This is a genomic window from Aeromonas rivuli, assembly GCF_020149575.1.
In the GTDB taxonomy this organism is placed as follows: Bacteria; Pseudomonadota; Gammaproteobacteria; order Enterobacterales; family Aeromonadaceae; genus Aeromonas; species Aeromonas rivuli.
Map to the genome: position 1 here is coordinate 825,728 of NZ_CP079742.1, position 26,279 is coordinate 852,006.

The 26,279-nt window shown below is 59.5% G+C and carries 29 protein-coding genes; 10 read left to right on the forward strand and 19 right to left on the reverse strand.

The window, feature by feature from the left end:
* Positions 1-281: 281 nt before the first annotated feature.
* On the forward strand, positions 282-611 hold the full coding sequence (locus KYK33_RS03990) for a type VI secretion system PAAR protein (RefSeq protein WP_224432089.1): 330 nt from the start codon (positions 282-284) through the stop codon (positions 609-611).
* Here the strand turns inward: KYK33_RS03990 and KYK33_RS03995 are convergent.
* Positions 598-1,748 (reverse strand): IS3 family transposase gene (locus KYK33_RS03995; protein ID WP_224431203.1). Its coding sequence is split into 2 segments (ribosomal slippage): positions 598-1,514 and positions 1,514-1,748, totalling 1,152 coding nucleotides; the frame shifts between segments, so codons are not numbered across the junction. The two genes, KYK33_RS03990 and KYK33_RS03995, sit on opposite strands and share 14 nt — an antisense overlap.
* Positions 1,749-1,989: 241 nt before the next feature.
* On the opposite strand from KYK33_RS03995, the gene KYK33_RS04000 reads away from it, so the two are divergent.
* Positions 1,990-2,892 carry a glycine zipper family protein gene (locus KYK33_RS04000; protein WP_224432090.1) on the forward strand — a complete coding sequence of 301 codons (903 nt, stop codon included), beginning with the start codon at positions 1,990-1,992 and terminating at the stop codon, positions 2,890-2,892.
* Positions 2,882-3,469, forward strand: coding sequence for a hypothetical protein (locus tag KYK33_RS04005; RefSeq protein ID WP_224432091.1), 588 nt, complete (start codon positions 2,882-2,884; stop codon positions 3,467-3,469). Before KYK33_RS04000 ends, KYK33_RS04005 begins: the two co-directional genes overlap by 11 nt.
* A 262-nt stretch (positions 3,470-3,731) precedes the next feature.
* On the opposite strand, the gene KYK33_RS04010 is transcribed toward KYK33_RS04005, so the two are convergent.
* The 7 genes from KYK33_RS04010 to KYK33_RS04040 all read right to left on the reverse strand — a co-directional run bounded on the left by KYK33_RS04010 (position 3,732) and on the right by KYK33_RS04040 (position 9,803).
* A complete protein-coding gene (locus KYK33_RS04010) occupies positions 3,732-4,583 on the reverse strand; it encodes a TIGR03899 family protein (protein ID WP_224432092.1) in 852 nt (283 codons plus the stop codon).
* A 154-nt stretch (positions 4,584-4,737) separates the two neighbouring features.
* Positions 4,738-5,211, reverse strand: coding sequence for a DUF3299 domain-containing protein (locus KYK33_RS04015; RefSeq protein WP_396021390.1), 474 nt, complete (start codon positions 5,209-5,211; stop codon positions 4,738-4,740).
* Between the two features lie 23 nt (positions 5,212-5,234).
* On the reverse strand, positions 5,235-6,482 hold the full coding sequence (locus KYK33_RS04020; protein ID WP_224432094.1) for an ABC transporter permease: 1,248 nt from the start codon (positions 6,480-6,482) through the stop codon (positions 5,235-5,237).
* Complete coding sequence (locus tag KYK33_RS04025) at positions 6,476-7,165, reverse strand: ABC transporter ATP-binding protein (RefSeq protein WP_224432095.1); 690 nt, start codon at positions 7,163-7,165, stop codon at positions 6,476-6,478. Before KYK33_RS04025 ends, KYK33_RS04020 begins: the two co-directional genes overlap by 7 nt.
* A gap of 4 nt (positions 7,166-7,169) precedes the next feature.
* Positions 7,170-7,835: a DUF2796 domain-containing protein gene (locus KYK33_RS04030; protein ID WP_224432096.1), complete on the reverse strand. Its 666-nt coding sequence runs from the start codon at positions 7,833-7,835 to the stop codon at positions 7,170-7,172.
* 361 nt (positions 7,836-8,196) lie between these two features.
* Entirely contained in the window at positions 8,197-8,739 is a 543-nt protein-coding gene (locus KYK33_RS04035; RefSeq protein ID WP_042041107.1) for a YtfJ family protein, read from the reverse strand.
* A 185-nt stretch (positions 8,740-8,924) separates the two neighbouring features.
* Positions 8,925-9,803 (reverse strand): hypothetical protein, encoded by an 879-nt coding sequence (locus tag KYK33_RS04040; RefSeq protein WP_259270260.1) that lies wholly within the window; start codon positions 9,801-9,803, stop codon positions 8,925-8,927.
* A 152-nt stretch (positions 9,804-9,955) separates the two neighbouring features.
* Here KYK33_RS04040 and KYK33_RS04045 point away from each other — a divergent pair, with 152 nt between their 5' ends.
* Positions 9,956-10,312, forward strand: coding sequence for a hypothetical protein (locus KYK33_RS04045; protein WP_224432098.1), 357 nt, complete (start codon positions 9,956-9,958; stop codon positions 10,310-10,312).
* A 129-nt stretch (positions 10,313-10,441) separates the two neighbouring features.
* Here the strand turns inward: KYK33_RS04045 and ppa are convergent, their stop codons facing one another.
* Positions 10,442-10,972 carry an inorganic diphosphatase gene (ppa, locus tag KYK33_RS04050; RefSeq protein WP_042041105.1) on the reverse strand — a complete coding sequence of 177 codons (531 nt, stop codon included), beginning with the start codon at positions 10,970-10,972 and terminating at the stop codon, positions 10,442-10,444.
* Between the two features lie 285 nt (positions 10,973-11,257).
* Here ppa and mpl point away from each other — a divergent pair, with 285 nt between their 5' ends.
* Positions 11,258-12,628 (forward strand): UDP-N-acetylmuramate:L-alanyl-gamma-D-glutamyl-meso-diaminopimelate ligase, encoded by a 1,371-nt coding sequence (mpl, locus tag KYK33_RS04055; RefSeq protein WP_224432099.1) that lies wholly within the window; start codon positions 11,258-11,260, stop codon positions 12,626-12,628.
* Positions 12,625-13,233 carry a flavin prenyltransferase UbiX gene (locus KYK33_RS04060; RefSeq protein WP_224432100.1) on the forward strand — a complete coding sequence of 203 codons (609 nt, stop codon included), beginning with the start codon at positions 12,625-12,627 and terminating at the stop codon, positions 13,231-13,233. The genes mpl and KYK33_RS04060 overlap by 4 nt, the downstream gene beginning before the upstream one ends.
* Before the next feature lie 99 nt (positions 13,234-13,332).
* Here the strand turns inward: KYK33_RS04060 and KYK33_RS04065 are convergent, their stop codons facing one another.
* Positions 13,333-13,944 carry a TetR/AcrR family transcriptional regulator gene (locus KYK33_RS04065; protein WP_042041101.1) on the reverse strand — a complete coding sequence of 204 codons (612 nt, stop codon included), beginning with the start codon at positions 13,942-13,944 and terminating at the stop codon, positions 13,333-13,335.
* 199 nt (positions 13,945-14,143) lie between these two features.
* On the opposite strand from KYK33_RS04065, the gene hpt reads away from it, so the two are divergent.
* From hpt to KYK33_RS04080, 3 genes are all read left to right on the forward strand, one after another.
* Positions 14,144-14,674 (forward strand): hypoxanthine phosphoribosyltransferase, encoded by a 531-nt coding sequence (hpt, locus tag KYK33_RS04070; protein ID WP_005897830.1) that lies wholly within the window; start codon positions 14,144-14,146, stop codon positions 14,672-14,674.
* An 89-nt stretch (positions 14,675-14,763) separates the two neighbouring features.
* Positions 14,764-15,681: an ABC transporter ATP-binding protein gene (locus KYK33_RS04075; protein WP_042041100.1), complete on the forward strand. Its 918-nt coding sequence runs from the start codon at positions 14,764-14,766 to the stop codon at positions 15,679-15,681.
* A gap of 100 nt (positions 15,682-15,781) precedes the next feature.
* Positions 15,782-16,555, forward strand: a complete 774-nt coding sequence (locus tag KYK33_RS04080) for an ABC transporter permease (RefSeq protein WP_042041099.1) — start codon at positions 15,782-15,784, stop codon at positions 16,553-16,555.
* A gap of 57 nt (positions 16,556-16,612) precedes the next feature.
* On the opposite strand, the gene KYK33_RS04085 is transcribed toward KYK33_RS04080, so the two are convergent.
* The 9 genes from KYK33_RS04085 to thpR all read right to left on the reverse strand — a co-directional run bounded on the left by KYK33_RS04085 (position 16,613) and on the right by thpR (position 23,669).
* Complete coding sequence (locus KYK33_RS04085; protein WP_224432102.1) at positions 16,613-16,966, reverse strand: putative quinol monooxygenase; 354 nt, start codon at positions 16,964-16,966, stop codon at positions 16,613-16,615.
* A gap of 13 nt (positions 16,967-16,979) precedes the next feature.
* Entirely contained in the window at positions 16,980-17,837 is an 858-nt protein-coding gene (gene panC, locus KYK33_RS04090) for a pantoate--beta-alanine ligase (protein WP_224432103.1), read from the reverse strand.
* Positions 17,838-17,940: 103 nt separating this feature from the next.
* Positions 17,941-18,735 (reverse strand): 3-methyl-2-oxobutanoate hydroxymethyltransferase, encoded by a 795-nt coding sequence (panB, locus tag KYK33_RS04095; RefSeq protein WP_042041096.1) that lies wholly within the window; start codon positions 18,733-18,735, stop codon positions 17,941-17,943.
* Between the two features lie 11 nt (positions 18,736-18,746).
* A complete protein-coding gene (folK, locus tag KYK33_RS04100; RefSeq protein WP_224432939.1) occupies positions 18,747-19,247 on the reverse strand; it encodes a 2-amino-4-hydroxy-6-hydroxymethyldihydropteridine diphosphokinase in 501 nt (166 codons plus the stop codon).
* Positions 19,247-20,725, reverse strand: a complete 1,479-nt coding sequence (gene pcnB, locus KYK33_RS04105) for a polynucleotide adenylyltransferase PcnB (protein WP_042041175.1) — start codon at positions 20,723-20,725, stop codon at positions 19,247-19,249. The genes folK and pcnB overlap by 1 nt, the downstream gene beginning before the upstream one ends.
* Before the next feature lie 82 nt (positions 20,726-20,807).
* Complete coding sequence (gene gluQRS / locus KYK33_RS04110; RefSeq protein ID WP_224432104.1) at positions 20,808-21,704, reverse strand: tRNA glutamyl-Q(34) synthetase GluQRS; 897 nt, start codon at positions 21,702-21,704, stop codon at positions 20,808-20,810.
* Positions 21,705-21,836: 132 nt separating this feature from the next.
* Positions 21,837-22,286 (reverse strand): RNA polymerase-binding protein DksA, encoded by a 450-nt coding sequence (gene dksA, locus KYK33_RS04115; protein ID WP_005897845.1) that lies wholly within the window; start codon positions 22,284-22,286, stop codon positions 21,837-21,839.
* Between the two features lie 101 nt (positions 22,287-22,387).
* On the reverse strand, positions 22,388-23,146 hold the full coding sequence (gene sfsA, locus KYK33_RS04120) for a DNA/RNA nuclease SfsA (RefSeq protein WP_042041093.1): 759 nt from the start codon (positions 23,144-23,146) through the stop codon (positions 22,388-22,390).
* Positions 23,136-23,669 carry an RNA 2',3'-cyclic phosphodiesterase gene (thpR, locus tag KYK33_RS04125; protein WP_224432940.1) on the reverse strand — a complete coding sequence of 178 codons (534 nt, stop codon included), beginning with the start codon at positions 23,667-23,669 and terminating at the stop codon, positions 23,136-23,138. The genes sfsA and thpR overlap by 11 nt, the downstream gene beginning before the upstream one ends.
* Positions 23,670-23,757: 88 nt before the next feature.
* Between thpR and hrpB the strand changes: the two genes are divergently transcribed.
* Positions 23,758-26,202, forward strand: a complete 2,445-nt coding sequence (hrpB, locus tag KYK33_RS04130; RefSeq protein ID WP_224432105.1) for an ATP-dependent helicase HrpB — start codon at positions 23,758-23,760, stop codon at positions 26,200-26,202.
* Positions 26,203-26,279 lie beyond the last annotated feature (77 nt).

A 26,279-nucleotide genomic window follows, 5' to 3' on the forward strand; every position in this document is an offset into this window, starting at 1 on the left:
GGGGGCATTGGCCCCCTTGTTTATTTCCTGCCAACCATTCCCCGTGTCTCTGTCGTCATTTATCCGCGGAGCGTTTTCGAGACCGTAGGGTGCAATAAGCTCAGCGCATTGCACCGCGAACCTTGCGGTTGCCTCTCTGCCGAGAAAGTTCGATGCGGCTACCATACCTTCGCCGCCGGGATCTCGCTGACGTTGGCCATGTAGCACGGACCGAGTCGTTTGGCTTCAAAAGGAAATCATTTTGTTGTAGGGTGGATTTCATTTGAGGCAATGGAACTCAGATGTCAAAGCATGCAGCCAAGGTTGGTAACATCGGCACTGACCATGAAGGATTTCATCCAACAGCTATTACGGCAGGCTCGCCAGATGTCTTGATCGACGGCATACCCGCCGCCAGGGTCGGCGATCCACTAGCTCCTCACGACAAGCCTAATCACCCACCACACCCACGCAAGATCTCATCTGGCTCATCAACTGTGCTCGTCAATGGCAAGCCCTTGGCCATCACCGGTGGCTCAGTCGATTGTGGTGGGATAATCATTGGGTCTGGTACGGTTGTTGTGGGGGACATGGCTCCACTGAATCGCTCCGGCTTCTCTAGACACTTTTGAGCCGTTCGAAATATTGCTTTTCACACTCTACTGGCGATAGCCCGTTGTTGAAACTGTGCCGGCGTTTGGGGTTGTAAAACATTTCAATGTAATCGAACACATCCTGCCGGGCTTCCTCACGATCCACATAGGTTTTGCGACGGATACGCTCGCGTTTGAGGAGCTGGAAGAAACTCTCCGCTACCGCGTTATCATGGCAATTGCCGCGCCTGCTCATGCTGGCCTTGAGCCGGTTTTCCCGCAAAAAATCCTGCCAGTCATAGCTGCTAAACTGGCTCCCTTGGTCGGAATGAACCAGCACTTCTTGTTCGGGTCGCCGTCGCCACACCGCCATCAGTAACGCACTGATGGCCAGCTCTCGGTCGATCCGCTGCCCCATCGACCAACCAATGACGTGTCGTGAGAACAAATCCAATACCACAGCCAGATAGAGCCAGCCTTCATGGGTGCGAATGTAGGTGATGTCCGTTACCCAGACCTTATTGGGCTCGGTCACATCGAACTGACGTTCCAAATGATTCGGTGCAACCACCGTTGGCCGGCCACCATAATGGCCTGGACGGCGGTGATAGCCGGTTTGTGAACGTAACCCTTCATGTCGCATTAATCGCGCCACCCGGTGCTTGCCACAGGTCTCGCCCATTTCTCGCAGGTCATCCCGGATCTTGCGATAACCATAGACGCCCCCGCTTTCTAGCCAACATTGCTTGATCTGGCCCAGGAGGCGTTGATCCTCCTGGGCTCGGGTAGATAAGGGCTGCCGCTGCCAAGCGTAATAACCGCTCGGATGGACATTCATCATCCGGCACAGCCTGCGGACGGGATGCGTGGACTCGTGCTCCCGGATGAAGGCGTACCTTACCCTGACAGCTTGGCAAAGTACGCGGCGGCCTTTTTTAAGATATCTCGCTCATCGGTGACGCGGCGCAATTCGGCCTTGAGACGGCGGATCTCGGCTTGCTGGCTGGACTCATGCTGCTGCACGTCGGGTTGGCTATAGCGTTTGATCCAGGCGTAAAGACTGTGGCTGGAAACACCGAGTCGCTCGGCGACCTCTGCCACTGGGTAATGGCGCTCAGTCACCTGCTTGACGGCGGCCAGTTTAAATTCTTCCGTGTAACGTTGCTGCTTGCTCATAACACCTCCTGAATGACCTCAGTTTGAGGCTCTTGAGGTGTCTAGGAAAGTAGGGGCGATTCAAGCTTGTCTCCGAAGAAGGCACACCATTATCGAACACGCCTTACTTTGTTGAACTACCTGGTGGGGAGACAATGCAAGGTTTTACCGATCTTAACGGTTGTGTTCCACGCATCAAGACAGAGAAAGAGGATGTCTTGCGTACATATTTTGGTGTTGTTGCTTTAGAAAGGTGGAAGCAATGAGTGATATGACGAACTATGTATATAAGAAGCCAATTAATACAAATGAAGAGTCTGGCTCGGTTCATGAAGTAACATCAACATGGATGCCAGCAAGGGCGTTCTTTTTTTCTGTTGTTGAGCCTATTGGGAAAGAAGGGTTTCTCGTCAGAAAAATTTACAGCTCTATGGATGACCCATTCCTGCAGCAGAAAAATCTTCCAAAATATCAAGCGTTGATGGAGGTATTCCCTGAGCGGTATGGGCTGAATCCGAAGAATATTAATTCAAGTGTTACTGTCGCTGAGCATGTTATGGGAAATAACATGTCTAAATATAGTTCGACTAGTGTACTGTTCCCTGGTGGTTCGCCGAGATTTAATGGAAAATCTATATTTATAGATATTCATAAGGCTCTGCAGTCAGGTACGACGATAGTACAAACAAGTGAAATAATTAGTGAGTTGGAAAAATATAAAAACTTATATCCAAAGCAAACAAAGCGAATAGATAAAATTTCAGGCTACGTGCAGAATATTGACAAAGAAGCATTGCTAGTGGGAAAAGTACCGGCCAAAGCAGTGTTTAATGAGAGTTCGTTGGCTATCACTCAAAAAATGGTGCAAGCGGGACGAGTTGTTAAGGTCTTTGGATTCGCTTTCACGGCATATGACTTGGGAAAAGCCTCAAAAACTTCGGTAGAACTCGGTAGTGTTAAGCCCATTTCAGCTGAGGTGGTCCGGCAAGCCGGTGGATGGGGTGGGGCAATCGCTGGGGCTAAGGTTGGCGCGGTCACAGGGGCGGCTCTTGGGATCGAGACTGGTCCTGGTGCCATCATAACTGGCCTGGTTGGCGGTATTGTCGCTGGTGCGGCAGGGTACTACGGTGCAGACTGGATAGCAGATCATATTTATGAAGATTAAATTGATGAGTATTCTGAACAATCTGCTAGGGAAGCCGCGATCCCCAGAACCGTTGGACATGAAAGATATTTTCAGCGGTTCAGGTTTTTCTGAGGCACCACGTCATGCTTACAAAGGGTATCCGACTCCACTACCGCCAGATGCGGTGATTGAAGCATATCTTGTTCGTTTCCTTGTATCGGAAGAGAACCTGAGTCGCCTTTTCCTGATGTTCGAGAAGGCAGGTTATGTGGTCAATCCGGGGCAACATACCCAAGTCATGGAGAGGTCGCAGGAGCCTATTGGTAAAAAGGTAATGCTTTTTTTACACCCCTCATTTTCGGGAACTGTTGTCTCGTGTGCAAGTGATGACCTCGATGTGCTTGAAGCACTCCAGCAGACCAGGCTAGCTCCGCCTCTCCCGGCAGACTCATTCCCATGGATTGATCCCGAAGGTTTGGGATCCCTGCAGGGCGACATCGAATACTGGTGGATGCATCTTTGGTTGCCATTTTGGGTGTCATTGAACCAAGAAGAGCAATTAGCCTTGGATCTTGAACCAGAATGGCGTGAATTCATCGAGAATCATCAACCATAGTCCCCCCAATAACTGCTTGCTCTCGCCTTTTCCATTTTTACGCTTTGCGCACTATCCCTGAATATACAGATAATGGGGCAGTCACCATTTTAAGTGGGGTGTAGCGGGGGAAGGCCTGCTTGGCGAGGTCTAGGGCCAGCAAGCCGTGGCTCGCCAATGGCTGAAGGACGGCGAAACCTCGTCAGGGACAACGCTTTCGCATCCTGTGCGGCGCAGCCACAGCAAGCGACGAGGCGCTTGGGTGAGATCTTAAGAGGGGGCATCAGCCCCCTTCGTTTTCCTGGGTCGGGGCTGTGGTGACGCTCACCTCCATGGTGAGCCCCTGACCGAGCACGGTTTTCAGATCTTGCAGGTACTCCTCCAGCGGCAACTCCTGTAACAGCTGGGCCAGTTCGTTGCCCACTGGCGTCAGACGGTAGTAGAGCAGGGTGATGTTGCTCAGCTTGTGTTGCAGGCGCCAGCACTGATTGCCAAATGCCAGCTCGACCCCGTCGGCAGGCAGGGGGCCGGATTCCAGTTCGCCCCTGTGCAACAGGCCGAGTTCAAAGAGCTGCAACAGGGCACCATAGGGGAGCCGGTATTTGCCAAGGCCAAGGCGGGTCACCTTGGCGCGGGTGAGCAGGCTGGCGCCCTTGTGCAGCCCCAGCAGCAGACGCTGCTCATCGCTGCCCGCATAGTGGCAGGAGAGCGCGCAGACTCGCTGAAACAGCATGGCTTCGCGTTGGGTCATCTCCTTGAGGGTGGCCAGGGCGCGGATCGAGAAGCGGCCCGGTGTGGCGACCTCGATGGCAAAGATGCGACCCCACAACTGCTGCATGGGCACCATGCTGATATCTTCGGCCAGTTGCAGGAAACGGGTCAGCCAGTCGCTGTCCATCTCGCCGCCGGCGGCGCTCTCCTCGCAGTGGCGGGACGCCATCACCATGATGGCTTCCAGGTTGCGCTGGCGCGCCGCCTGATCCGCAAGTTGGCGAAAGCTGGCCCTCTGCTCGAAGGTGCTGTCGGTGTTGCGGGTCAGCATGCCGTCTATGCCGCGGCTGCGGGCCAGACGCAGGGTCTGCTCCTGGCTGCTGAGGATGGCACTCTCTTTCTTGGGTGGGGGCAGATCGGCCATGGCGGCTCCATGCACAATGGGACTGGGGTCAGATGTTACTCTAGTTGGCCCGACCGGTAATACCCCCGTGCGGCAGGTTGGGACTCAGTAAGCAGAACGGCCCCGAGGGGCCGTTTTGCGAGTACCTGAATGACGGCGACCGAAGCCGCCGCGACTACTCCTCGTAGACGGCAACCTCGACCGCTTCCATGCTGTAGCCGGTGTTGGCCATATCCTGACTGGTGCTCACCGTCTTGATCTTGCCCTTGACCCAGATGGCATCCCAGAGGTCATCCACGGGGGCGCCTTTGGGGTAGCTGACATAGACCACCTGATTGGTGGGCGGGGGCGGCACATGAATACAGGCGCCAAAATAGGGCACCAGCAGGAAGGCGGTGACCTTCTTGGCATCCCCCTCCAGCGGCACCACGAAGCCGGGCAGGCGGATCTCCTGACCATCCAGTGCCTTGTTGACCTCCCCGACCGGCTGCGGCACCGAGCTCATGTCGCCATCATGGGGCACCGGCGGGGGCGGCAGCACGCTCTGGCCCGGCGGCAGCAGGGCATCCCAATCCAGGGTCTTGAACGGTTCGGCGGCCTGGGCTGGCAGCACCAGCAGGCCCGCCAACAGCACCATGAGTCTCAACATCATCTTCTGTCCTTCTCGATTCTTCACACGCGGATACTCATGCCGTCGCTCAGGCTGTAGCGATAGGCACGGGCGGCAGGCAGCAGGCCGATGATCACTCCCGCCAGCCAGACCAGCCCCAGCAGTTGCCACTCATAGGCGCTTGGCAGTGCCAGGCCAAGTTGCAGGCCATAGTGGCTGAGCAGCCAGGGCGAGGCAAGCCCCTGGCCCAGATAGAGGGCGGCGACGCCAAGCACTATCCCTAAGCTGGTCAGGGCCATGGCCTCCATGGTCAGCAGGGTAAACAGGTGCCCCGGGCCTGCGCCAAGGGATCTCAGTATGGCGAGCTCGCGGCGCCGTTCGTTGAGCCCGGCCAGCAAGGTAGTGAGCATGCCGATGAGCCCGGCAACCACCACGAAGGCGGCGATGACGGAGAGCGCCGTCTCGGCCACGCTCATCATGGCCCACAGCTCCTGCAGGGCTGCCCCAGGCAGGATCGCCATCAGCGGCTCGCTCGGGTAGGTGTTGATGGCGCGCTGCAGCTGGAATGCCAGGATGCGGTTGCTCAGCCCCACCATGAAGGCGGTGATGGTCTTGGGGGTGAGATCCTGCTCCAGCGCCTGATCGGCGGTGACATTCTTGCTGTGACGACCCGTGTCCCAGCCCAGATGGATCGCCTCTATGCCCGCCAGCGGCACATGCACGGTGCGATCGATGGGGGTCCCCGTCGGCGCCAGTATGCCCACGACGGTGAAGGGCAGGTTGTCATGCTGGCTGAACGAGGTATTGCCGGCGCCATGGGCGATGACGATGGACTGGCCTATGTGGTAGCCGAGCTTGGCCACCACCTGGGCGCCGAGCACGGCCTCGAACGGAGTCTGGAAGGGGCGCCCCTCCCGCATCACCAGGGCTTGCTGGCGACCGTATTTGAGGTGCTTAAAGTAGTCGCCATTGGTGCCCAATACCCGGAACCCCTTGTGGGAGTCGCCGAGGGAGAGGGGGATGGTCCAGGCGATGCCGGGCCTGTCCTTGATGGCCTGGTAGGAGTCCCAGCCGACATTATTGGTGGGATTGCCGATCCGAAATACCGAGTAGAGCAGCAGGTTAACCTGGCCGGAGCGGGCGCCGACGATGAGATCCGTGCCCGAGACGGTATTGGCGAAGCTCTCGCGAGCCTGCATGCGCACCCGTTCCACGCCAAGCAGCAGGGTGACGCTGATGGCGACCGCCAGCAGGGTGAGACCGGCAGTCAGCCGCCGGGCCCAGAGACTTTGCAGGGCAAGTTTTAGCATGTGGCCCTCCGATTGAGCTGATGCAGATCTTCCACTCGGGGAAACAGGGGTTCGAGATGGGGATCGTGACTGACGAAGATGAGGGTGCTGCCCTGCTTGTCGCACTCCTCGAATAACAGGCGGATGAAGGCGGCCCTGTTGTCGGTATCGAGCGCCGAGGTGGGTTCGTCGGCGATCACCAGCTGGGGTGAGCCGATCAGGGCGCGAGCGGCGGCAACCCGCTGCTGCTGGCCGATGCTCAGGGCATGGACAGGTCGCGTCAGGGCATCGCCGGGCAGTTGCAGTTCACCGAGCAGACGACGCGCCTCTTGTTCGGGCGAACCCTGAAGTCTGGCGCGCTTCTGTGGCGAGAAAGTGAGTGCTGTGGTGACATTGTCCAGCACGCTCAAAAAAGGCAACAAATTGAATTGTTGGAAGATATAACCCAAATGGTCGGCGCGGAAGCGATCCCGCGCCCGACCTGAGAGCTGGGCCAATGGCTGGCCCAGCACCTCGAGTCTGCCCTGGTTGGCTATCTGGATCCCCGCCAGCAGGCCAAGCAGGGTCGATTTTCCCGAACCTGAGGGGCCCTTGATGAAGACACGCTCCCCCTGTTCTATCCGTAGAGAGGGCAGTTCGAGTACGGCATCCTGACCCGGCCAGGCGAATGCGAGATCTTTGATCTCAACCACGGCAGTCGTCATGGGATCACCAGTTCACTGTGTTGGCGGTAGGAGTCAGCTCGGCGGCGGTCTGGCCGCTGGGCAAGATACCCTGCACCGTCAGCTTGCTGAGACTGGGATATACCGAGAACAGCTTGGCAGTCAGGCCATTGAGTCGATCCGGGGCTGTGCAGTTGTAGGTATAGATGGCGCCGAGATCGGCATGTTCATGCTGTTCATGGGCGGCGTCATGGTCGTGACCTTCATGTGCTTCGTGGCCTGCATCATGGTCGTGGTCTGCATGATCCTCGTCGTGGGCGGCGTCATGGTCGTGGTCTGCATGATCCTCGTCGTGGGCGGCGTCATGGTCATGCCCTTCATGATCCTCTTCCGGTTGGGGTGCCTTGATCTCCTGATGCGCCAACTGGCACGCGGCGGCCGGGGCTATGCCAAACAGGGTCTCCGGCTGCTTGAGCTGGGCGAGGGCCTTGGCATATTGTGCCTTTTCCTCGGCTGTGGTGGCGGCGTGCTCAAAACCGACCAGGTCGGCGGCCGGGGCCTGCAGCTCAATCATCAGCTGATTGCCATCGACGACAAAGTTGAGCAGGCCATGGCCATGTTCATGGGCGCCATGGCTGTGGCTCTCTTCATGTTCGTGATTGGCCTGGGCGCCAAAGGTGGCCAGCGCCAGCAACAAAGTTACAGCTTTCATTATTCATCCTTTAAAACAATAAGATAAGAGGGTTATGGCTTAACAGAAAAAGGATGAGGGTGGGCCGCGAATGGGCTGGGTTGGTGCCGATGGCAGGCTGGGGTTGAGGATGGGAAGGGGAGTGTATTCGGTGCAGGGGGGCGATGGGATGAGTGCGAGCGGGCTGGCGGGGATGGCAAGTTTACCATCCAGGTGCAGGGCGCAGATCAGGCAGTGGTGACTGTGATTCGGCAGGTCGGCTTCGAGCGGATGCTGGGCGAGGGCGGGTTGTAGCCACAACCAGCTAAACAGCAGTATCCAGACTCTAATGGTAACGCGACCCATAAACCCTTGATAAGGGGCCCAAGGGGCCCCGTCTGATTCAGAGATGGGACTTGATAAGCTCCATCACTGTGGTGATCTCATTGGCAGTGAGCTGGCCATCTTTGGCAAACAGCACCTTGCCCTCTTTATCCAGCAGCACGATGGCTGAGCTTTCCGGTGTCAGCTCCCAGGCGTTGCGAGCCATGCCCTTGCTGTCCAGCACCATGGCCGACCAGGGGAACTCCTTCTTGCTATCCTCGGCACTGCTCTTCACAAAGCCGGAGGTGCCCCAGATGGCATCATTGCTATTGATGATGGTCACTGTCTGGTAGCTGTCATGGGGCAGTCTGGCCTTCTTGATCGCCTCTATCATGGGGGCGTTCAGCTCCTTGGCGCTGGAACGACCCGCGATGTGCTGGATCAGGAACACCTTGCCAGCCAGCTGTTTGCTCTGCCAGGGCCGATAGACGATGTCCTGCCCGCTGACCAGCAGTTCACCCTGCTCGGCGATCTGCACCAGAGGGACTGGGGTCGCCTCTTTGAGGTTATGAGCCAGGGCCAGGGTCGGCAGCAGCGCCAGAGTAAGCACGAGATGTTTCATCCGGATGACACTCCTTTGTTATGTTATAACGATTTTATGGCTGAGGAAATGGGTTCTCCTCATCCTAAACTGATCGGATCTGTTTAAAAAGTGTTAAATAATCGAAGAGTTAGCGCTGTGAGCCCTTAGGACGCACCAGAGTCATGATAGCGGCGGGATTCATCCAGACTGGTTGGATCTCTTGCTCAGTAGAGTGGTTCGCTGACGAGTGGGATACGTGCCATCGCCATCTGCTGCACCATCATGGGGGAGCCGGTGAGCAGCACATGTTTCTGGTTGTTGATGACCACCACATCCCCCGGCAGGCCACTGTCTGCCGTGATGGCGAGCCACGCGGGGGAGACGCTGCCGATGCTGGTATCGGGATAGATGATGCTGAGCATGAATTGAGGGGCCAACTCGGTGAGCAGGCTGGCCATCAGCAGCGCCTTCTCATCGCTGTCGGCCTGGTTGCCCTTGAGTGCCTGCAGGGGAGGATTGAAGTGATCCATCTGCTCTGATGGGCTGGGGATAACGTTGAGCCACTCCTGAATGAGTCTGACTGAGGCGGCAAGATCCGGTGCGGCAAACTGATTCGCCAGGGGCTTGAGCGAATCCTTGAAATGGTAAAACAGCTGGGAGTAATTGGGCCTCACACAGGGCAGTTTGATGTTGGCGGGATGGACACAGGGCAGCACCATCATCTTCTCGAAGGCATCTTCCTGATATTGTTCATAAGCTTGCCAGAATTCCCGCGATTCAGGGCTGTTATCCCGGGTTGTGAAGGCCTGTTCCAGGCTGAGGAACTTGGTGGCCGTGTCGGGGCTATTTTGGTTGATCTGGCTGAGGCTGTTGTAGAGCCTGGGGCTGATATAGGCGTACAGCGTCTCTATCGGATGATTGAGGGAAGCATCGAGCAGCACCATCTCGTGCTGGCTCTTTGCCAGGGCCTTGTCATCGGTTTGCAGCTGGAAATGTTGCTGCTTGCCGTCGGCGGATTGCCACTGCCAGTCGAGTTTGACCTCTCCCGCGTGCAAGGAGCCAGCCAGCATCATGCAAGGTACCAGCTTTGGTATGGATTTCATCATGATGCACCCCGTCGGTTGACCCTGATTAACAACTAGGTGACTTGATACGTTTTTGAGCTATGTTCGGGGAAGTTTTAGGATGAACTTTTGCTAACAGTTTGATTGAGTTTTAAATTTAATTGCGAAAATAAGTCACAAGGGAAACTGTCATGAGCCGATTATGGGGATTGTTATGGTTGTGCAGCCTGCCGCTCTGGGCCGGTCAGATAATCATCACCAAGGGCGATGAGAAGATAGATGCGTTTGCTCTGCGCGATCAGCTGGCTCGGGAGCACGAGTGGCAGGAGTGGTTGCGCTATCAGGAGGGGTTGAAATGGCTGGAGGTGTTACCGGTCAACTGTGAACTATCTCGTCAGCATGGGGGCGGTTATCGTTGTGGGGATGACTACTATCGCGCCTATCACCAGAACGGGCGTGATCTCTATATCAAGGGCGATCCTCAAGAGAGGGGGGCTGGTGCTGGCCAGAGGGGAAAGACCCCTTTAATCGACAAACCACAGGGATGAGTCACTGACCAGCCAGAGCAATCCCCGTCATGAAGGCGGATAGCACCAGTGTTGTGCTGAACGGATATCGCCAAACAAAAAGGCGCCCGCTGGGCGCCTTTTTCGTGCATAAGCTGCGTGACTCGCGACTTATTGAGCGGCGTAACGCTCGGCAGAGGTGACGATCTCGGCTTCGGCGGCGGCTTTGTCGCCCCAACCTTCAACCTTGACCCATTTACCGGCTTCCAGCTCTTTGTAGCGCTCGAAGAAGTGCTGGATCTGGGCTTTCAGCAGCTCGGGCAGGTCGTTCACATCCTTGATGTGATCGTACTGCTTGGTCAGCTTGGAGTGCGGTACGGCAACAATCTTGGCATCTTCGCCAGACTCGTCGGTCATCTTCAGCACGCCAACCGGGCGGCAACGGATCACGGAGCCAGCCAGCAGCGGGTAAGGAGTCGGAACCAGCACATCGACCGGATCCCCATCCAGGGACAGGGTCGCGTTCACGTAGCCGTAGTTGCACGGGTAGAACATGGGGGTGGACATGAAGCGGTCAACGAAGATGGCACCGCTGTCCTTGTCGACTTCGTATTTGATCGGATCGGCGTTCTGGGGGATCTCGATGACAACATAGATATCTTCGGGCAGGCTCTTGCCGGCCGGTACCAGGTTCAGGCTCATGAGGGTTCCTTCAATGATATTCGAGTCAAGTTTGCAGGCCGATATTATAGCGATGTCCCGTCAAATGACCATATATGCGCGCCATTGCGGCCAGTTTGACCGGTTGGGGACCCGATTCCCCACTCATGCATCCCCGGCAGGGGACCGCTGAGCGCACATTTCGCAGCCAGAATCGCCATTTTTCACCTTGGGTGCTCGGGCTTGTCGCACTATCTGCGCCTGCCTCTGCCAAATTGGTGTCATCTTGCTAGAATGCTCGCTCTCTCTACTGGAACGGGAAGCGGTATGCACATTCACATCCTCGGTATCTGCGGCACCTTCATGGGTGGCGTGGCTGTACTGGCCAAGCAGCTGGGTTATAGGGTCACGGGTTCCGATGCGAACGTCTATCCCCCCATGAGCACCCAGCTCGAGCAGCAGGGCATAGAGCTGACCGAGGGCTATGATCCGTCCCAGCTCGAACCCGCCCCGGATCTGGTGGTGATAGGCAACGCCATGAGCCGCGGCAACCCTTGCGTGGAGTATGTGCTCAACCGCAATCTGCCCTATATCTCAGGCCCCCAGTGGTTGTTGGAGCATGTGTTGCAGGACCGCTGGGTACTGGCCGTCGCTGGTACCCATGGCAAGACCACTACCGCCAGCATGCTGGCCTGGGTGCTGGAATATGCCAAGCTCGAGCCCGGCTTTCTCATCGGTGGTGTGCCCGGTAACTTCCCGGTCTCGGCTCGTCTGGGCTCGGCTCCCTTCTTCGTCATCGAGGCGGACGAGTACGACAGTGCCTTCTTCGACAAGCGCTCCAAGTTTGTTCACTACCGGCCGCGTACCCTGATCATGAACAACCTGGAGTTTGACCACGCCGACATCTTTGCGGATCTTGCCGCGATCCAGCGCCAGTTCCATCACCTGATGCGCATGGTGCCCGGTAACGGCCGCGTCCTCTTCCCCCAGGCCGATGCCAACCTGACGGCGGTACGCGACCTGGGCTGCTGGAGCGAAGTGGAGCTGGTGGGTCAGGACGACGCCAAGTGGCGAGCGGTCAAACTGGCGGCAGATGGTTCCGTGTTCGAGGTCTGGCTCGATGGCGTCAAGCAGGGCGAAGTGCACTGGGAGTGCATCGGTGATCACAACGTCAACAACGGCCTGATGGCCATCGCCGCCGCCCGCCATGCGGGGGTCGTGGTCGAGCACGGCATTGCCGCCCTCTGCCAGTTCAAGTCACCCAAGCGGCGGATGGAACTCAAGGGCGAGGTGGCGGGTATCAGCGTCTATGATGACTTCGCCCATCACCCGACCGCGATCGCCACTACCCTGGGGGGGCTGCGCGCCAAGGTAGGCAAGGCGCGCATCCTGGCGGTGCTGGAGCCGCGATCCAATACCATGAAACTCGGTGTCCACAAGCAGGAGCTGGCGGCCTGTTTCGAGGGGGCGGATGAGGTGCTCTTCTTCCAGCCAGCCAATATCGGCTGGGATCTGGGGGAGGTGACGGCCCACATGCAGGTGCCGGCCCGGGTGTTTGACCAGATCGATACACTGCTCGATGCCTTGCTGGACATGAGCCAGAGCGGTGATCATATCCTCATCATGAGCAACGGCGGATTCGGCGGCATTCACGACAAGTTGCTGGCCCGCCTCCATGCGCGGCAGGCTCAAGCATGAAGCGCATCACCCTGGCCCTGACCGGCGCCTCCGGTGCCCCTTATGCTTTGCGCCTGCTCGAGTGTCTGGTGAAGGCTGACTATCAGGTGTTTGTGCTGGCATCCTCGGCGGCGCGGGTGGTGCTCAAGACGGAGCAGGGCACCGATTGGCCCGCCTCTCCCCAGGCACTCTCCCTCAAACTGTGCAGCGACTTCGGTGCCAAAGAGGGGCAGATTGTCGCCTGCGGCAAGGATGAGTGGTTCTCTCCTGTGGCATCCGGTTCGGCGGCCCCCAAGCAGATGGTGGTCTGCCCCTGCTCCATGGGCACCGTCTCGGCCATTGCCCATGGGGCGTCCGACAGCCTGCTGGAGCGGGCGGCGGACGTGGTGATCAAGGAGCGGGGCCAGCTGATACTGGTGCCCCGCGAGACCCCTTTCTCCGCCATCCATCTGGAGAACATGTTGAGCCTTGCCCGCCTCGGCGTGACCATAATGCCCGCCGCACCGGGGTTCTATCATGAGCCGAAAAGCATCGAGGATCTGGTGGACTTCATGGTGGCGCGCATTTTGGACCATCTGGGCATTGAACATACCCTGACCGCCCGCTGGGGTTACGGTAATCCGTGAATATCCGATGAGAGGCGCTGCGGCTTGCCCCTCGATGATCTGAATGTTCACCACAACAAAACGGCGCCCAGGGCGCCGTTTTTTCGTAGTGAGTCGTGCTCAGGGCTGAAGGGGCGCCGTCACGTACTTGAACAGAAACTCAGTCACCTCGTCGCGCACCGGGCGTTGGGGCGAGTTGATCATCTGCATCATGACGTAACCAAAACCGGTCAGGGAGCGGGCCAGATCCTGGGCGCTCAGCACGCTCTGGATTTCCCCTTTATCCATGGCGGTCTGCAGCACAGGGGTGATGCGCTCCAGTGCCTTGTCGAGCAGCAGGGCATAACGGGGCCAGACTTCTTCCCGTACCGAGGAGCTCCACTCCAGCCAGATGTTGGCGTGATCCGGCCTGTCATAGGCCGCATCCACGAACAGCTGCACATGACTGTGAATGCAGTCACGCACCGGGCGATTGCCCGCATAGGCCTGTTCCAGCATCTGGTGCACGAACTGCTCTATCTCGGTGAGCACCTCATCCACGAGTTCTTCACGGGTGTTGAAATAGTTGAAAACGGTGGCAACTGACACCTTGGCTTGTTCTGCTATCTCGGCATGACCCGCACGGCCAATGCCGCGACGGGAGAATACCTCAATGGCACATTCCATGAGTTGAGTACGACGGGCCTCCGGTGAAAGCCGGGTTCTCCGTCTGATTTCTGCGCGTGGTTCCATGATTTTTTCATCTAATAGTTATTGATTATGGTGTTTATAGTATGGTCACCGATAATGCCCGAGGGCCTGCTAACTCTAACAATTAAAATAAGCCGATAAAAGCATCACGTATGCCTGACGCCTCCCGCCCTGGGTGGTAGAATCAAGGGTTTTGTAATCAATGAATGGTCAGCCATGGCTGACCACTATGGAGTATGTGATGAAACACAACGTCGAGGTGATGATTTCCGAGGCCGAAGTGGCCGCCCGGATTGCCAAGCTGGGTGAAGAGATCACCGCCCGTTATCAAGGTTCGGATGAGGTGGTCATGATTGGCCTGCTGCGTGGTTCCTGCGTCTTCTTGGCGGATCTCTGCCGTCAGTGCGAACTGCCCATCACCCTGGATTTCATGACCGCATCCAGCTACGGCTCCGGCATGCACAGCACCCGTGACGTGCGTATCCTCAAAGACCTGGATGATGACATCAAGGGCAAGGACATCGTCATCGTCGAAGACATTATCGATACCGGCTACACCCTGAACAAGGTGCGCGAAATTCTCTCCCTGCGCGAGCCCAAGTCCCTGGCCATCTGCACCCTGCTGGACAAACCGTCCCGCCGTGAGGTGCACGTACCGGTAGACTGGATCGGCTTCTCTATTCCTGACGAATTCGTGGTAGGCTGCGGCATCGATTACGCCCAGAAGTATCGTAACTTGCCTTTCATCGGCAAGGTGGTACCGCAGGAGTGATGTAGCCACATTGCTCATGCCAGCAGGCGGCCTCGGCCGCCTTTTCTGTCTCATAGATTCGAGGTGGCGATGGGCCATCAGGGGTTGTCATGAACGCACTGGAAATCAGCGGACTGAAAAAGACCTATCAGGGGGGCGTCGAAGCCCTTAAAGGCATCGATCTGACCGTCAAACAGGGGGACTTCTTCGCACTGCTCGGCCCGAACGGGGCGGGCAAGTCCACCACCATCGGCGTGATCAGCTCCCTGGTCAACAAGAGCGCCGGCAAGGTGAAGGTATTTGGCCACGACATAGACAGCAGTCTGGAGATGGCCAAGGCTCAGCTCGGCCTGGTGCCCCAGGAGTTCAACTTCAGCCAGTTCGAGAAGGTGAGCCAGATTGTCACCCACCAGGCCGGTTTCTACGGGGTGCCCAGGGCCGAGGCCAAGGTGCGCGCCGAGAAATACCTGCGCCAGCTCGACTTGTGGGACAAGCGTGACATGGCCGCCCGTACCCTCTCCGGCGGCATGAAGCGCCGGTTGATGATAGCCCGCGCCCTGATGCATGAACCCAAGCTGCTGATCCTGGATGAGCCGACCGCCGGGGTGGATATCGAGATCCGCCGCTCCATGTGGCAGTTCCTCAAGCAGCTCAACGAGCAGGGCGTCACCATCATTCTCACGACTCACTATCTGGAAGAGGCCGAGATGCTGTGCCGCAATATCGGCATCATCGACAAGGGCCGCCTCATCGAAAATACCAGCATGAAAAACCTGCTCGGCAAGCTGGGACGGGAGACCTTCCTGCTGGATCTGGTGCCAGGCAGCCAGGTACCGGACTTACCCGAGTTCAATGGTCGCATGCAGGATGAGCACACCCTGGAGGTGGAGCTGGAAAAGAGCCAGTCCCTCAACAGTCTGTTCAGTCAGCTCTCCGCCCAAGGAGTAGAGGTGCTGAGCATGCGCAACAAGGCAAACCGGCTGGAAGAGCTGTTCGTCAATTTGGTAGAAGAGGGCCGCAAAGCATGAGTTTCAAGAACGATTGCATTCCCTTGGTTGCAGAGGGTTATAAGAGCATGACTTTCAAGAACAATCACATCGCCTTGATCGTAGAAGAGGGTCGTAGAGCATGAATCCCATGACCTATTACATCGCCTTCAAGAGCATCCTGGCCAAGGAAGTGAGCCGCTTTACCCGGATCTGGATCCAGACCCTGGTGCCGCCAGCCATCACCATGAGCCTCTATTTTGTCATCTTTGGCAATCTGATCGGCTCGCGGATCGGCGACATGGGGGGCTTCAGCTACATGGAGTTCATCGTGCCCGGCCTCATCATGATGTCGGTCATCACCAACTCCTACTCCAACGTCGCCTCCTCTTTCTATAGCGCCAAGTTCCAGCGCAACGTGGAAGAGTTGCTGGTGGCGCCGGTGCCGAACTACATCATCATCGCCGGCTATGTGGGCGGCGGTGTGGCCCGCGGTCTCTGTGTCGGTCTCATCGTCACCCTGGTCTCCCTGTTCTTCGTGCCGCTGCAGGTCCACCACCTGTTCAGCGTCTGCTTCACCGTGCTGCTGACCTCGATCCTGTTCTCCCTGGGGGGGCTGATCAACGCCGTGTTCGCGAAGTCGTTCGATGACATCAGCATCATCCCGACCTTCATCCTGACGCCGCTCACCTATCTGGGGGGCGTTTTCTACTCCATCAGCCTGCTGCCGCCCTTCTGGCAGGGGGTCTCCCAGGTGAATCCGATCATCTACATGGTGAACGCCTTCCGCTACGGCTTCCTCGGCATCTCCGACGTGCCGCTCGGCACCGCCTATCTCATCATTATCGCCTTCATCGTCGCCCTCTACGGGCTGGCCTGGTGGCTCATCTCCCGCGGTACGGGTCTGCGTCACTGAGGCGCGGTTCCTGGCAACAAAAAGGCGCCCTCGGGCGCCTTTTTCATGTGCGAGCGATCAGCCTAGGAGGGCTGGGGCGTCATAGTCCGCCGGCTCGTCACTGTAGATGCAGACATTCCACTTGGCCGCCAGGCCATCCTCGGCGAGGCAGTAGCGCTCGAAGAAGGCCTTGATCTCGGCGCGCTGGCAGTGGGCCACGAAGCTGGCGTTGTCGCGCCAGATCTCGTTGAAGGCGATGGGAAAGCTCTCCCCCTCGGCGAAGGGGCTGGCCAGCTGGCGGGTGACAATGTATTGCAGGCAGCCATCTTCGCGCAGGGTATTGGGTTCGAGCCCCTGCAACACCGCAAACAGCGCCTGCTCCTGGCCGGGCTTGGGCAGGAACTGGGCGATGCAATAGACCTTCTTGGACATGGGGTTCTCCTGATCAGGGGTGAGTGAGGGGGACGACGCAGTTGTCGATGAGGCGAGCCTTGCCCAGATACGCAGCCATCAGGATCACCAGCTGCTGGCTGGTATCGGTCGCAGGCTCGAGGGTATCGGCATCGACGATGTCGATGGCATCGGTACGAAAACCGGCTGCGTCGAGACGGACACTGGCGGTGGCGATGAGGGCGGCCAGATCCCGGTTTCCCTGGGCAATCTGCTCGGCTATCCAGTGCATGGTGCATGCAAGCTCGGGGGCCAGGGCGCGCTGCTCGGCATTGAGATAGCCGTTGCGCGATGAGAGAGCCAGGCCATCCTCGGCCCGAACCGTCGGTACCCCGATTATCTCGATGGGCATGGCCATGTCGCTCACCATCTTGCGAATGAGCGCCAGTTGCTGGTAATCCTTCTGGCCGAAGCAGGCCACGTCCGGCTGAACCAGATTGAACAGCTTGGTCACCACAGTGCTGACCCCGCGAAAATGACCCGGGCGCAGTGCCCCTTCCAGCAGGGAAGAGATGCCGGGCACCTCGACGAAGGTCTGGCTGGCGAGCCCCTGAGGGTACATGATCTCCGGCGTCGGCGTGAACACCATGTCCACACCGGCAGTTTCCAGCGCGGCGCAGTCCTCTTCCAGCGTACGGGGATAGTTGGCGAGATCCTCGGCCTTGTCGAACTGCATGGGATTGACGAAGATGCTGACCACGACTTTCTCGCCATGGTTGCGGGCCTTATCGACCAGGGTGAGATGACCCTGGTGCAGGTTGCCCATGGTGGGGACGAATGCAATGACCAACCCTTCGCGGCGCCACTGGCTTATCTGGTCACGGAGAATGGCGGGATTGTTAACAACCAACATCGACGGTTTACCCTCAGATGAATCAAAGAGATAGATGCTAAATCAGCTAGGCATGGATGCGGAAACGGAGGCCAGGGCCCCCGTTGTCATCATGCGACCCGGATCAGTTGAAGCAGTGCTCGGGGCCGGGGAAACTGCCGTCGCTGACCTGCTGGATATAGAGGCGCACGGCGGCGTGCAAATCGCCGGTCTCGGCCAGGAAGTTCTTGGTGAACTTGGGCACATAGCCGGAGGTGATGCCAAAGGCATCGTGCATCACCAGGATCTGGCCATCGGTCGAGGGGCCAGCCCCTATGCCGATCACCGGGATGCGCAACGCCTTGGTGATGCGCTCTGCCAGGGCGACAGGTACGCACTCCAGTACCAGCAACTGGATGCCAGCCGCTTGCAGTTCGAGTGCCTGGCGATAGATCTCCTGGGCATGGAACTCATCGCGCCCCTGCACCTTGAAGCCACCAAACACATGCACCGACTGGGGGGTGAGGCCGAGGTGTCCGCACACAGGCACGCCATTGCGGGTCAGGTGGCGGATGCTGTCACACAACCAGTCGCCCCCTTCCATTTTGACCATGCGTGCACCGGCGGCCATCAGTCGGGCTGCGTTGGCATAGGTCTGTTCCGGGGTGGCATAACTCATGAATGGCATGTCGGCCACCACCAGCGCCTTCTCGGTGCCGCGGGCGACACTGCGGGTGTGATAGACCATGTCATCCATGGTCACGCCCAGGGTGTCAGTGCCCCCTTGCAGTACCATGCCAAGGGAGTCACCGATGAGCAGCACATGGGCGCCCTCGTCGTCGAACAACTTGGCGAAACTGGCATCATAGGCGGTGATGGCGGTAAATTTCTGGCCGTCCTGCTTCATCTTCAGCAGGCTGGCGGTGGTGATATTGCTCACTTGGATGGCTCCTACAGGCTCGCGGCCGACGCTATGATGGCGAGATCATTGCGGGGGCAGCGGGCAACCAGGTCTTTGAGCGGGGTGCCGCAAGGCAGCACCAGAGCGGGCGCAATCTCGAACAGGGGCAGCAGTACGAACTCCCGCTCCTTCATGCCGTAGTGGGGGACGGTCAGGCGCTCGCTCTGCAGGCACTCTGCCCCATAGAGCAGCAGGTCCAGATCCAGACTTCTGGGCCCCCATCTCTCGTCTTTGCGCACACGTCCTTGTTCCAACTCGATTCTTTGCAACTGATCCAGCAAGGCCAGGGGCGCGAGCCGGGTCGTCAGTCTGACCACGGCATTGACGTAGTCAGGCTGATCCGCAGGGCCCATGGGGCGGCTGCTGTAAAAAGAGGAGGCTTGTTGCAGCGCAGATCCAGGCAAGGCCGCCAGCGCCACCACGGCGCGGCGAGCCTGGCCGAGCGGGTCGGCCAGATTGGATCCGATGGCAACGAAGACCTCCTGGGTCATCATTCGGCCGCTTTGGGCTTGCGACGACGGGGGCGACGGCGGTTACGGCTGTTGCTGCTGCGTTTCTCGCCTTCACCCTGAGGTTTGTCCGCTTGCGGCCTGTCACCGCCACGGGTCGCTTCCCGTTGCAGCTGCGGGCGCACATCCGGATTGGACTCCACATAGCGCTCCCACCAGCCGGCGAGCTCGCCCAGGCCACGCTCAACCCGGTTGCGCAGCAACAGGAAGTCGAAGGCGGCGCGGAATTTGGGATGCTCCATGGCGCGCTCGGGGTGGCGGCCCTGACGGCGGGTCAGGCGCTGCTGCAGGGCCCAGATGTCGCGCACATCCGTGGTGAAGCGACGGGGCACGGCAATGATGCGCACCTGGGCGTCGAGCACCTCGTTGATGGCCAGCATGAAGGCGTCATGCCAGGGCAGGCCGCTCTCGTTTTCCAGCACGCGGGCACGGGCCTCGACACTGCCCCACAGCAGGGCGGCGTACAGGAAGGCGGGAGTGACCCGCTTCTCTTCGCGCACCCGGGTGTCGGTGTCAGTCAGGGCATGCTCGATGAACTGCTCGAACGGCGAGTTGCCGTGCGGGGTGAACAGGGTGGCGACCTGGGGGAACAGCTGCTGGAACAGGCCATATTCACGAAGCAGCTTGTAGGTCGCCAGGCCGTCGCCTGCCAGGAACAGCTTGAGGGTCTCCTCAAACAGCCGGGCGGCCGGGATATCTTGCAGCAGCGATGCCAGCTCCTTGATGGGGGCGGCACTGCGCGGACTGATGTGCATATCCAGCTTGGCGGCGAAACGCACGGCGCGCAGCATGCGCACCGGGTCTTCCCGGTAGCGGGTCTCGGGGTCGCCGATCAGCTCCAGCTTGCGCTCGGCCAGATCATCGATGCCGCCCTCGAAGTCGTGCAGGGTGAAATCCTTGGCACTGTAATAGAGGGCGTTGACGGTGAAGTCGCGACGCTCGGCATCCTCTTCGATGGTGCCGTAGACGTTGTCGCGCAGCAGCATGCCTTCATCGCTCTGGGCGGAGACATGGCGGCTGTTGTTGACCTGATGGTGATGGCCACGGAAGGTGGCGACCTCGATCACGTCGCGTCCGAAGACGATATGGGCCAGACGGAAGCGGCGGCCGATCAGGCGGCAGTTGCTAAACAGCGCCTTGATCTGTTCCGGGGTCGCGTTGGTGGCGATGTCGAAATCCTTTGGCGTCCTCCCAAGCAGAATATCCCGGACACCCCCGCCGACCAGGTAGGCGTCATAGCCGCCCTTGTTCAGGCGATAGAGAACCTTGAGGGCATTCTCACTGATCTCTTTGCGCGAGATGGGGTGCTGGTCACGGCTCAGCGTGCGTCTTGGTCCGGCACTCCGCTGGGTGGCAGTGTGGACAGGCTCTTGAGTCGTCATCGACTCGTCGCCTTCTTCCTTGCCGAGCACCTTGCGGCAAAAGTTTGCGATCTGGGAAAAAATGGTACACCTCTTCATGACTTCAAATTGACGGGAGGCCAAAAAATAGCGGCCTATCATAGCTCAGCCTTGACCAAATGAAAAACCATGTGGTCGGGGGCTAGCAGCCCGGTGCCGGTTGCGGCTGTTTGGGCACCCTGTCCAGCCGCCAGTGAGCGATGGCCCACTGGATTATCTCAGTGATGGAACAGGCTGCCAGCTCGTCTGGTGGCCCTTGGCCGAGAAAGTGCAACGCCTGCAGCAGAGTGGGGCGTACCTCGGTCAGGCTCAGGGCTGGCGCATGGTTCTGCTTGGAGAGCTTGTTGCCATCGGCCAACACCGCCAGGGGCAGATGAACCCAGGCGGGAGGCTCACTGCCCAGCGCTCTGTGGAGCGCCACCTGGCGCACCGTTGGCTCGAGCAAGTCGGCCCCACGCACTATCTCGGTAATACCCGCATCCATGTCATCGACCACCACCGCCAGATTGTAGGCATAGAGACCATCGCGGCGGTGGATGATGAAATCCTCCTCCGCCAGGGCCGGGGTCACTGTGATGGCGCCGAGCAGGCCATCCTCAAAGCCGTATACCGGATGACGCTGGCGGAGCCGGGCGGCGCAGCCCGCAGGGGTCAGCCCCAATGTGCGGCAGTGGCCATTGTAGAGGCCGCCGCACGCTGCTATCTCGCGTCGGGTGCAGCGGCACCAGTAGATATCTCCCGCCTGGTAGAGCGCGGCGATGACCTCATCATAGCGAGCATGACGCCGACTCTGATATACCACTTCCCCATCCCAGTGCAGGCCATAGGCCTCCAGGGCGTGCAGGATCAGGCTCGTTGCCCCGGCCATCTCCCGCGGTGGATCGATGTCTTCGATGCGCAGCAGCCAGCGCCCCCCCCGGGAACGAGCCTGCAGCAAACTGCCCAGGGCCGCAATCAGGGAGCCAAAGTGCAGCGGACCGGATGGGGAGGGGGCAAAGCGTCCCACATAAGGGGAGGGCGTTGGGCTTTTCAGGGGCATGACGGCAGAGACAAGATGAACATGGAAGCGCCATTCTCGCCCTGGGCCCGCCAAAGCTCAATAAAAAAGGGAGCTGAGTGCTCCCTTTTCTACCAATTCGGGGGAATGGCCCCGAGTGGTTCAAATGGCGGATTAACCGGCCATCTGTTTCTCTTTGATCTCGGCCAGCGTCTTGCAGTCCACACAAAGATCGGCGGTGGGACGTGCTTCGAGGCGGCGGATGCCGATCTCGATGCCGCAATGTTCGCAATAACCGAAGTCATCGTCGTCCAGCAGCAGCAAGGTCTTCTCGATCTTCTTGATCAGCTTGCGCTCACGGTCGCGAGTACGCAGTTCGAGGGCAAATTCCTCTTCCTGTGCTGCGCGGTCCACGGGATCCGGGAAGTTGGCTGCCTCGTCCTTCATGTGATCAACTGTGCGGTCGACTTCCTGCATCAATTGATTGCGCCAGGCTCCCAGGATTTTGCGGAAATGAGCCTTTTGTTGGTCATTCATGTACTCCTCACCGGGTTTTTCCTGGTAAGGCGCAACTCCCGCAACGGCCAGGGGGCCCAGAGATTTCCTGATTTCGCCTGTTGGCATGCCCTGTCTCCTATTTAGCACCTAATGGTGCCATCCATAAATTGAGGGCGACATCTATAGCAGAAGGGTAACGGCTAGGCAAACAAGCAGTGCCAAATATGTTATCCAATCCCACTTTTATCAGCCGCAGTCGGGTCGCATGAGCAGGATTCAAACGGGATGAATCCTTGTGGCTCCATGCGCTGCACCCCAAGATGGGGGCGATAGCATAATATTTCAACCCCTGCCAGCTGTGCCTGTTCAATAAGCTGACTATAGTGCGGATCTATGTGGGCTGCTGCTGCAACGCTGGCAATACCGGAGTGCAACACCATAAATAGCAGCACTGCCCTGTGTCCTGCCGCCCTCATGGCGATTAATTCACGCAAATGCTTGGCGCCGCGCGCCGTGACCGCATCGGGAAAATACCCCATGCCAGCACCCGCTCGCTCATCGAGCAGGGTGACCGATTTTACCTCGACGTAACAATCTGCCTTGGCGGCATCTTGCAGCAAGAAATCGATCCGGCTGTTCTCTTCACCATATTTCACCTCTGGTCTGAGGGTGTCATAGCCCGAGAGGGGAGAAATGGCGCCCCCTTCGATCAGCTCCCGCGCTATCTGATTAGCCCGCGCCGTGTTGACGCAGATGAAGTGGCCCGCCGGACTCTGGGCGATTTCCCAGCTGTGGGGGAGCTTGCGTTTGGGGTTGTCCGAGGTGGAGTACCAGACCCGGGTGCCGGGATCGGCGCAGCCGGTCATGGCGCCGGTATTGGCGCAGTGGATGGTGAGTTCACTGCCATCATCGAGCTGGATGTCGGTGAGAAAGCGCTTGTAGCGGCGCAGCAGCAGGCCCGATTGCAGGGGCGGGTTAAATTCCATCAGTGGTTTTCACTCTCGGTGTCAGGGGCCAGCAGGCCAGGGGCTGGTAGCTAACCCCTTGCTCAGTGCTGACCGATTGATAGAGGCAGAACCTTGTGGCCTGCAAGAGGAAGGCGGGGGCCGGGGTGGTGGCAGGTGCCTCGCTCGCCTTGCGCGACAGCGTGATATGAGGGGTATACCCCTGTTCACCATTACCCAGGCCGATGCGTTCACCATGGCGACGCAGCGCCCGTGCCAGCACGGTCAGTTCGTTGGGCCAGGCGTCAGGGCCGACCCAGGCGGCCTTGGCGCGCCCGAACCAGCCGGTACGATCCAGGGTGATGTTCAGGGGCGGGCAGTGTTGACGTTCGGCCATGGCCAGCAAGTGGGCGCATTGCTGCTCATCGGCCTCGCCGAGGAAGGCCAGGGTCAGGTGCAGATTGGCCTGTGGCACGGCCTGGCCGGGCCAGGGACGCCCGTCACGCCAGGTGATGAGCCGGGGTGCCAGTTCATCCAGGGGCAGGGCAAAGAAGAGTCGGGACATGCATTTGGGTTTCACGCTGATGCCAGGGCCCCATTCTATGGCAGAATAGGCGGCGTTTTTAAGCCAGTTACAGAAGGTTTTCGTCGCTTTGTCTCAACTCCCCATCGTTTCAGTGTTGCCCGCGCTCTTTGCCGCCCTTGGCGAGCACAACAGCGTGATACTGCAGGCCCCTCCCGGTGCGGGCAAGTCGACCCTGTTGCCCCTGGAGCTGGTGCGCCAGGATCGGCTGCCCGGGCGCATCATCATGCTCGAACCCAGGCGCCTGGCTGCGCGCAACATCGCCAGTTTCCTCGCCGCCCAGCTCGGCGAGCAGGTCGGTGAGCGTATCGGCCTGCGGGTGCGGGGAGAGAGCCGGGTCAGCAAGCAGACCCGGCTGGAGATAGTGACCGAGGGAGTATTGACGCGCATGTTGCAGCAGGATCCCGAACTGACGGGGATCTCGCTGGTCATCTTCGATGAGTTCCACGAGCGCAGTCTGCATGCCGACACCGCCCTGGCGTTTGCCATCGAGAGTCAGCAGGGGCTCAGGGACGATCTCAAGCTGCTGGTGATGTCGGCCACCCTGGATGGGTTGGCACTGGAGACCCTGCTGCCGGATGCCCCTGTCATTCGCTCTGAGGGACGGGGTTTTCCCATCGAGTATCACTACCGACCCATCAGCCGTCAGCAGTGGCTGGAACCCCAGGTTGGCACCGTGGTGCTGGAAGCCCTGGCGACCCATCCGGGCAGTGCCCTGGTGTTCCTGCCGGGACAGGGGGAGATAGAACGACTGGCGCTCTGGCTCGCCGAGAGGGTGCCAGATGGGGTGCGTCTTGCCCCCCTCTATGGTCGGCTCGATATGGCGGCGCAGCAGGCGGCGATTGCCCCGGCCCCGGCCGGTCAGCGCAAGCTGGTGCTCACCACCAATGTGGCCGAGACCTCCCTGACCATAGAGGGTATCCAGATGGTCATCGACAGCGGGCTGGAGCGGCGCGCCTCCTTCGACCTGAGAAGTGGCGTCACCCGCCTCGAGACCCGCCAGATAGCCAAGGCATCGGCCACCCAGCGGGCGGGCCGGGCCGGCCGGCTCGGTCCCGGGATCTGCTACCGACTGTGGAGCAGCGAAGGGCAGGAGCGTCTCCCCGAGCAGAGCCCCCCGGACATCTTGACCCAGGAGCTGACCGGTTTGCTGCTGGATGCGGCCCAGTGGGGAGCCAGGGTCGAAGCCCTGCCGCTGCTGGATGTGCCGCCGCCTTCGGCACTGGCGGCAGCCCAGCGGTTGCTGGAGACCCTGGGCGCACTCAAACCGGGTGAGCAACAGCTCACCCCGGCAGGGCGCGCCATGGCCGCCCTGGGCTGCCATCCTCGTCTGGCTCGGATGCTGCTCGCCGCCAAGGCACTGGCGGCGGATGGTCTGTCAGGGATTGTCGCCGATGCGGTATATCTGGTAGCGCTGCTGGAGGAAGATCTGCGAGGATCCGAACGCCTGTCCGTACTGTTCGCGCGCCGCCAGGGGGGACTGAGATCCCAGGCCGAGCGCTGGTTCAAGCGACTGGAGCTGCGGCCCGCCAGCGCCCAGGGCCAATGGCTGGGTCTGCTCTGCGCCCTGGCCTGGCCGGATCGCATCGGTAAATTGCGATCCGGCAGTCGCTATCAATTAAGTGGTGGCCTGAGCTGCGATCTGGTCGAGGGACACTCCTGCCAGGGGCAAGCGGCGCTCGTTGCCGTCGAGCTGGGTCAGAACGAGCGGGGCAGTCGTATTTTCATTGCCGAGCCGGTCAATCTGGATGAGCTGGCGCGCCAACTGCCCGAGCTGGTCTCGACCCGGGACTGGTTTGACTGGGATGAGCGTGAGGAGCGGGTGCGAGCCGAGCGGCAACAGGTGATCGGCGAGCTGGTACTCGGCCAGCGACCGCTGACCGAGCTGTCCGATGAGCAGAAGGGGCGCTGCCTGCTGCAGGGGATCCGGCGCAAGGGGCTGCATGTATTGCCCTGGAACGAGGCGAGTGAAGGCCTGCTGGCCCGGCTGCGCTGCGCCGCCGACTGGTTGCCTGAAGCGGGTTGGCCCGCGATGGACGAGGTCAGTTTGCTGGCCGGACTGGAGTTGTGGTTGCTGCCAGCCCTCAATGGGATGACGCGGCTTGAGCAACTCAAGAAATTGGATTTGAACGATATTTTACGTCAGGCTCTGCCCTGGCCCCTGCCCAAGCGACTGGATGAAGCGCTACCCAGCCACTTCACCGCCCCGACCGGCAGCCGGGTGCGCATTCGCTATGAGCCGGGTCAGGCGCCCGTCATACCGGTGCGGATCCAGGAGATGTTTGGCCAGGCCAGCACGCCCCGGGTCGCCGAGGGGCGGGTGGCCCTGGTGGTCGAACTGCTCTCCCCGGCGCGTCGCCCGCTGCAGATCACCGCCGATCTGGCGGCGTTCTGGGTGGGTACCTATGGGGAGGTGAAGAAAGAGATGAAGGGCCGTTACCCGCGCCATTACTGGCCGGATAACCCGCTGGAGGCCATGCCGACCAGCGTCACCAAGAAGCGAATGCAGCAGTAGCCCCTCTGATGAGAGAGGAGACTGGTAACACAATCTCAACGCGGCCCGCCCAGCGGGCCTGTGACAGACAGGCGCCA